General features: G+C 67.8%; 6 protein-coding genes. 2 read left to right on the forward strand and 4 right to left on the reverse strand.

Annotated elements, in window-relative coordinates:
• The 4 genes from mrdA to JMF90_RS17615 form a co-directional block, all read right to left on the reverse strand.
• Positions 1-2055, reverse strand: a 2055-nt coding sequence (gene mrdA / locus JMF90_RS17600) for a penicillin-binding protein 2 (protein WP_201325266.1), incomplete at its 3' end; no start/stop codon positions are given.
• Positions 2056-2156: 101 nt separating this feature from the next.
• Positions 2157-2669, reverse strand: a complete 513-nt coding sequence (gene mreD / locus JMF90_RS17605) for a rod shape-determining protein MreD (RefSeq protein WP_006477476.1) — start codon at positions 2667-2669, stop codon at positions 2157-2159.
• Positions 2666-3742 carry a rod shape-determining protein MreC gene (mreC, locus tag JMF90_RS17610; protein ID WP_011546475.1) on the reverse strand — a complete coding sequence of 359 codons (1077 nt, stop codon included), beginning with the start codon at positions 3740-3742 and terminating at the stop codon, positions 2666-2668. The genes mreD and mreC overlap by 4 nt, the downstream gene beginning before the upstream one ends.
• Before the next feature lie 138 nt (positions 3743-3880).
• Complete coding sequence (locus JMF90_RS17615) at positions 3881-4924, reverse strand: rod shape-determining protein (protein ID WP_004189550.1); 1044 nt, start codon at positions 4922-4924, stop codon at positions 3881-3883.
• Between the two features lie 366 nt (positions 4925-5290).
• Here JMF90_RS17615 and gatC point away from each other — a divergent pair, with 366 nt between their 5' ends.
• Entirely contained in the window at positions 5291-5590 is a 300-nt protein-coding gene (gene gatC / locus JMF90_RS17620; protein WP_006477478.1) for an Asp-tRNA(Asn)/Glu-tRNA(Gln) amidotransferase subunit GatC, read from the forward strand.
• Between the two features lie 68 nt (positions 5591-5658).
• The coding region (locus JMF90_RS17625) for an amidase family protein (protein ID WP_201325267.1) at positions 5659-6821 on the forward strand (1163 nt) is incomplete at its 3' end.

Genomic DNA, 6821 nt, shown 5'->3' on the forward strand with positions numbered 1-6821 from the left:
CGCCTCGGCCGCGCTGGCCGCCGAGGGCACGACCGGCTGCGGCAGCGCGGTGAAGCCGGCCGCGATCGTGGCGGGCTTCGACGTGTCGCCGACCACCGGTGCGCTCACCGGCTCGGTCGCCGACGCCGCGGCGGCCACGGCCGCGGCCTCGTTCTTCGGGTTCTGGCGCTCGACCAGGTAGTAGTCGAGCACGCGGCGCGCGATCGGGCCGGCGGCCTGCGCACCCCAGCCGCCGTTCTCGACGACCAGCGCGACGGCGATCTGCGGATGGTCGACCGGCGCATACGCGATGAACAGCGCGTGGTCGCGCAGGTGTTCGGCGAGCAGGTGGCCCTTGTAGTTCGAACCCTGCAGCGAGAACACCTGCGCGGTACCGGTCTTGCCGGCGGCGAGGTACTGCGCGCCGCGGAACACCTTGTACGCGGTCCCGGACGGGTTCTCGATCACGTTCTCCATCCCGCGCTTCACGACGTCGATGTCGGCCGCCTTCAGCGGGATCACCTCGCTTTCCTTCGGCACGGTCAGGTGGCGCGCCCGCGAGATCGGGTCCTCGACTTCCTTCACGAGGTGAGGCTTCATCACGACGCCGTTGTTCGCGAGCGTTGCAGTGGCATGCGCGAGTTGCAGGATCGTGAACGAGTTGTAGCCCTGGCCGATCCCGAGGCTGATCGTCTCGCCGTCGAACCACTTCTGTTGCGCGGCCTTCTTGAACGCCTTCTTCTTCCAGTCGGTCGACGGCAGGATGCCGCGCGCCTCGCCCTGGATGTCGATTCCGGTGATCTGGCCGAAGCCGAACGGCTTCATGAAGTTCGCGATCGCGTTCACGCCGAGGTCGCGCGCGAGCATGTAGAAGTAGGTGTCGTTCGACACCATGATCGCCTTGTTCATGTCGACCCAGCCCTGGCCCGAGCGCACGTCGTTGCGGAACGTGTGGCCGCCGAACGTGAAGTAGCCCGGGTCCTGGAAGCCCCAGCCCGGCGTGCGCTTGCCGAGCGTGAGGCCCGCGAGCGCCATGAACGGCTTGTACGTCGAGCCGGGCGGGTAGGTGCCGTGCAGCGGGCGGTTCAGGAGCGGCTTGTCGGGCGAGTTGTTCAGCTCGTCCCAGGTCTGCTGGTCGATGCCGTCGACGAACGAGTTCGGGTCGAAGCTCGGCGACGATACGAACGCGAGCACGTCGCCCGTCTTCGGCTCGATCGCGACGAGCGCGCCGCGCTTGCCGGCGAACGCCTGCTCGGCGACCTGCTGCAGCCCGATGTCGAGCGACAGCACGAGGTTGTTGCCGGGCGTCGCCTGCGTGCGCGACAGCGTGCGCACCGGCCGGCCGCCAGCCGTCACCTCGACTTCCTCGAAGCCCGTCAGCCCGTGCAGCTCGGTCTCGTAGCTCTGCTCGACGCCGATCTTGCCGATGTAGTCGGTGCCCTTGTAGTTGTTCGCGTCGCGGCGCGGATCGTAGTGCTCCTGGTCGCTGTCGTTGTCGTCGCTCATCGCGTCGATGCGATCCTGGTCGCGCTTCGAGATCCGGCCGATATAGCCGATCACGTGCGCGGCCGTCATGCCGAGCGGGTACTGGCGGAACAGCCGCGCGCGCACGTCGACGCCGGGGAAGCGGAAGCGCTGCGCGGTGAAGCGCGCGACTTCGGCGTCGGTGAGCCGCGTGCGGATCGGCAGGCTCTCGAAGTTCTTCGAGTCTTCCTGCAGCTTCTTGAAGCGGCGGCGGTCGCGGGCGTCGATCGGGATGATCTCGGACAGCTTGTCGATCGTGTTGTCGAGCGTGTCGTCGAGCTTCGACGGCGTGATCTCGAGCGTGTACGCCGAGTAGTTCTTCGCGAGGATCACGCCGTTGCGGTCGGTGATGATCCCGCGGTTCGGCACGATCGGCGCGACCGAGATGCGGTTTTCCTCGGCCTGCAGCGCGTATTTGCCGTGCTGCATCAACTGCAGGTAGAAGAAGCGGCTCGCGAGCAGCCCGAAGCAGACGAACACGAACACGCCCGCCGCCGCGACGCGCAGGCGGAACCTCGAGAGCTGCTGTTGGGTGTCGTTGAATTCGGTCATTTAAGGGCAATCTGGCCCGCGCGCGGACGCGGGCGAGGTGCCGCCCCGGAGCGCGGCGCGCGGCGGGCGTGGGGGCGGCGGGTATTCAAGGTCGGTCCGGCTCAGATCGGGCGCGTATCGTCCGGGTCGACCGGGCGGCGTTGCGGCATCAGCAGCAGGTGGCTCGCGATCGGCCACAGCGCGGCTTCGACGAAACCGTCGACGAGATAGCGCCAGCCGGGGAACGCGGCGCCCATCAGCAGGCGGATCACGAACGGCACGAGCTGCGCGGCGACCAGCAGCGGCGTGACGTACAGCACCTGCACGCCGATCGGCATCCACAGCACGCGGCGGTGGATCGTGATCGCGCCGTACGACAGCAGCGTATAGGCGAGCGCGTGCTCGCCGAGCAGCCCCGCGTCGTGCACGTCCATCAGGATGCCGAGCGCGAACGCAACGCCCATCCCGACCTTGCGCGGCTGGTGGATGTTCCAGAACAGCAGCACGAGCGCGACGAAATCGGGCACGCCGGGCAGGCGGCCCCATGGCATCAGGTTCAGCAGGAACGCGGCGGCGAGGCTGAAGACGATGAAGTACGGATTGACCGGCTGCAGGATGTATTGCGGGCGGTTCATCGCTGGGCTCCTGATTGCCCGGCGGCGGGCTTCGCGGGCGCGGCGGCGGGCTGGGCCGGCGCCGCAGGAGCCGCCGGCGCCGGTTTCGCGCCGGGCTGGGCCGCGGCGGCCGGCTTCGCGTTCGCGTCGGCCTTGTCGGCTTTCTCGGCCTTTTCGCCCTTCGCGGCGGCTTTCGCGCCCTTCTTGCCCTTCGCGTTCTTCTCGGCGGCGGGATCGGGCTCGGCCGGACGCGGCGGGATGTCGTTGCGGTAATGCAGCACGAGCATCTGGCGCGCGCCGCGCACGGCCGCGACCGGTGCGCAGGTCACCCGGGCGAACGCGGTATCGGCGAGCTTGTCGACGCGCACGACCTTGGCGACCGGCAGGCCGGGCGGATAGACGCCATCGAGGCCGCTCGTGATCAGCTCGTCGCCGGCGACGAGATCCGCGCTGGTCGGCACGAAGCGCAGGTCGAGCGAATCGCCCTTCGGCGTGCCGTAGATCACGCTGCGCAGGCCGGTGCGCAGCACCTGCACGGGAATCGCGAGATCGCGGTCGGTGACCAGCGTGACTTCGGATTGCAGCGGGAACACGCGCGTGACCTGGCCGATCACGCCGTCCTCGCTGACGACGGGCGAGCCGTCCTGGATGCCTTGCTGCGAGCCTTGCCCGACCACGATCTTCTGCGTGAACGGATCGCTCGTGTCGTACTGGATCTCGACCGGCGTCGATTGCGTCGCGATGTGCTGGCGCAGTTCGAGCACCGCGCGCAGGTGCGCGTTCTCCTGCGTGAGCACGGCGGCCTGGTTGGCCTGCGTCGACAATTGCAGGTTGCGCTTGCGGAGATCGTCGTTCTCGTGGCGCAGCGCCGCGCCGGTGACGGCGAGGTCGGCCGCGCCCATGAACAGGTCGCGCGGCACGAGCGCCGCGCGTTGCAGCGGGTAGAGCACGGTGCCGAGCACGCCGCGCACGATTTCGAGCGTGCTGAAGCGCGCGTCCGACACGAGGAGCGCGATGGCGAGGGCGACGAAGAAGATGAGCCGCGCGAGCGCGGGCGGACCTTGCTTGAAGAGGGGCGGCGGACTGTATTCCATGGTCGGCGCCGGGCGCGTGTGATCGGTTAAATAATGCTCAGACGCGCAAACGGCGCGGCGGTTCGTTCTGAACGAGCGATCCGGCCACGCCGCGGGTGCGTCATATCAAACGGGACTGCCTAGGCGATCACTGGGCGATCACTCGTACGAGAAGATGCTGCCCAGCTTGTCCATGCGCTCGAGCGCCATGCCCGAACCGCGCACGACGCAGGTCAGCGGATCTTCCGCGACGAGCACCGGCAGGCCGGTTTCTTCCGCGAGCAGGCGATCGAGGTCGCGCAGCAGCGCGCCGCCGCCCGTCAGCATCATCCCGCGCTCGGCGATGTCGGCGCCGAGTTCCGGCGGCGTCTGTTCGAGCGCGATCTTCACCGACGACACGATCTGGTTCAGCGGATCGGTCAGTGCTTCGAGGATTTCGTTGCTGGAGATCGTGAAGCTGCGCGGGATGCCTTCCGACAGGTTGCGGCCCTTCACTTCCATTTCCTTGACTTCGGAGCCCGGGAACGCGGAGCCGATTTCCTTCTTGATCGCTTCGGCGGTCTGCTCGCCGATCAGCATCCCGTAGTTGCGGCGGATGTAGTTGACGATCGCCTCGTCGAACTTGTCGCCGCCGACGCGCACCGAGCCTTTGTAGACGATGCCGCCGAGCGAGATCACGCCGACTTCGGTCGTGCCGCCGCCGATGTCGACGACCATCGAGCCGGTGGCTTCCGAGACCGGCAGGCCCGCGCCGATCGCGGCCGCCATCGGCTCCTCGATCAGGTAGACCTGCGACGCGCCGGCGCCGTGCGCCGCTTCCTTGATCGCGCGGCGCTCGACCTGGGTCGAGCCGCACGGCACGCAGATGATGATGCGCGGCGACGGCGAGAACATGCGCGACTCGTGGGCCGTCTTGATGAACTGCTTGATCATCTGCTCGGTGACGGTGAAGTCGGCGATCACGCCGTCCTTCATCGGGCGGATCGCCTCGATGTTGCCCGGCACCTTGCCGAGCATCTGCTTGGCTTCCTTGCCGACCGCCTGGATCGTCTTCTTGCCGTTGGGGCCGCCTTCCTGGCGGATCGACACGACGGACGGTTCATCGAGCACGATGCCCTTGCCGCGCATGTAGATCAGGGTGTTTGCGGTGCCGAGGTCGATCGCGAGATCGTTGGAGAAGTAGCTGCGCAAAAAACCGAACATTCAGAATCCTGTTTCGCTCTGGGCCGGCCCTGCATAGCGAGCGCTGAGGGCGGCAGCGGAAAAAATAACAGCCTCGGGAAGCGTGGCGGAAGCGGCCGCCGCGGCGCACGAAGCTGCGAGTGATGTCTACCGGGGATCGCACGAAGCACGCACGGCTTGCCGAAGCAGGGCGAAACGGTGCGGGAAAAGGCTGCCGGGTTTGGGTCGAACGCGTAATGATACCTTATAATTTCACGGTATTTGAATCGAAACGGGCGGTATTTTTGCCGCTTCGGCCCCGATTTCTGAGGGTGGATCGCACCCTCCAACCCCCCGCCGCAGTGCTGCTTTCGATGCACTGCGCAGCCTTGTTTTTCCGGTGATCGCATGGCCCTGACCCTGACCGATGTGAAACGCATCGCGCACCTGGCGCGACTCGAAATGGCCGACGCCGACGCCGAGCACATGCTCGGCCAGCTCAATGAATTCTTCGGCCTCGTCGAGCAGATGCAGGCGGTCGACACCGCCGGCATCGCGCCGCTCGCCCACCCGATCGAACAGATCCAGGAAGTCGCGCAGCGCCTGCGCGACGACGCCGTGACGGAAGTCGTCAATCGCGACGACAACCAGCGTCCGGCGCCGGCCGTCCAGGACGGCCTCTATCTCGTGCCGAAGGTGATCGAGTAAGCATTCGATGACAAGCGCGCCGGCCGTCCTGCGCCGCGCGCCACCCAGAATTCCAGGAAAACCACTCAATGCACGCAAAAAGCCTGACCGAACTGCGCGCCGCGCTCGCCGCCAAGGAATGCTCGGCCGTCGAGCTCGCGCAGCACTATCTGAAACGGATCGACGCCGCGCGCGACCTGAACGCGTTCGTCCACGTCGACGCCGACCTCACCCTCGCGCAGGCGAAAGCCGCCGACGCCGAACTCGCGCGCGGCGCGGGCGGCGCGCTCACCGGCCTGCCGATCGCGCACAAGGACGTGTTCGTCACGCGCGGCTGGCGCTCGACCGCCGGCTCGAAAATGCTCGCGAACTACGAGAGCCCGTTCGACGCGACCGTCGTCGCCCGCCTGCAGGCGGCCGGCATGGTCACGCTCGGCAAGACCAACATGGACGAGTTCGCGATGGGCTCGTCGAACGAAAACTCGGCGTTCGGCGCGGTGAAGAACCCGTGGGACACGAACGCGGTGCCGGGCGGCAGCTCGGGCGGCAGCTCGGCCGCCGTCGCCGCGCGCCTCGCGCCGGCCGCGACCGGCACCGACACCGGCGGCTCGATTCGCCAGCCCGCGTCGTTCGCGGGCGTGACGGGCATCAAGCCGACCTACGGCCGCGTGTCGCGCTACGGGATGATCGCGTTCGCGTCGTCGCTCGACCAGGGCGGCCCGATGGCGCAGAGCGCGTCCGACTGCGCGCTGCTGCTGAACGCGATGGCCGGCTTCGACGAGCGCGACTCGACGAGCCTCGAGCGCGACGATGAAGACTTCACGCGCCACCTCGGCCAGCCGTGGGCCGCCGGCAACGACGCGGGCAAGCCGCTCGCGGGCCTGCGCATCGGTTTGCCGAACGAGTATTTCGGCGCGGGCCTCGCCGACGACGTGCGCGCGACGATCGACGCGGCCCTCAAGCAATACGAGGCGCTCGGCGCGACGCTCGTGCCGGTGTCGCTGCCGAAGACGGAACTGTCGATCCCCGTGTACTACGTGATCGCCCCGGCGGAAGCGTCGTCGAACCTGTCGCGTTTCGACGGCGTGCGCTTCGGCCACCGCGCCGCGCAGTACGGCGATCTGCTCGACATGTACAAGAAGTCGCGCGCCGAAGGCTTCGGGCCTGAAGTGAAGCGCCGGATTCTGGTCGGCACCTACGTGCTGTCGCACGGTTACTACGACGCGTACTACCTGCAGGCGCAGAAGATCCG

Source organism: Burkholderia sp. E168m23 (genome assembly GCF_016586125.1).
GTDB lineage: Bacteria > Pseudomonadota > Gammaproteobacteria > Burkholderiales > Burkholderiaceae > Burkholderia > Burkholderia orbicola.

What these genes read in the sequence shown, in the direction of transcription:
- mreD (WP_006477476.1), bottom strand. Translation starts at nt 2,669, where the DNA reads ATGAACCGCCCGCAATACATCCTGCAGCCGGTCAATCCGTACTTCATC.
- mreC (WP_011546475.1), bottom strand. Translation starts at nt 3,742, where the DNA reads ATGGAATACAGTCCGCCGCCCCTCTTCAAGCAAGGTCCGCCCGCGCTC.
- JMF90_RS17615 (WP_004189550.1), bottom strand. Translation starts at nt 4,924, where the DNA reads ATGTTCGGTTTTTTGCGCAGCTACTTCTCCAACGATCTCGCGATCGAC.
- gatC (WP_006477478.1), top strand. Translation starts at nt 5,291, where the DNA reads ATGGCCCTGACCCTGACCGATGTGAAACGCATCGCGCACCTGGCGCGA.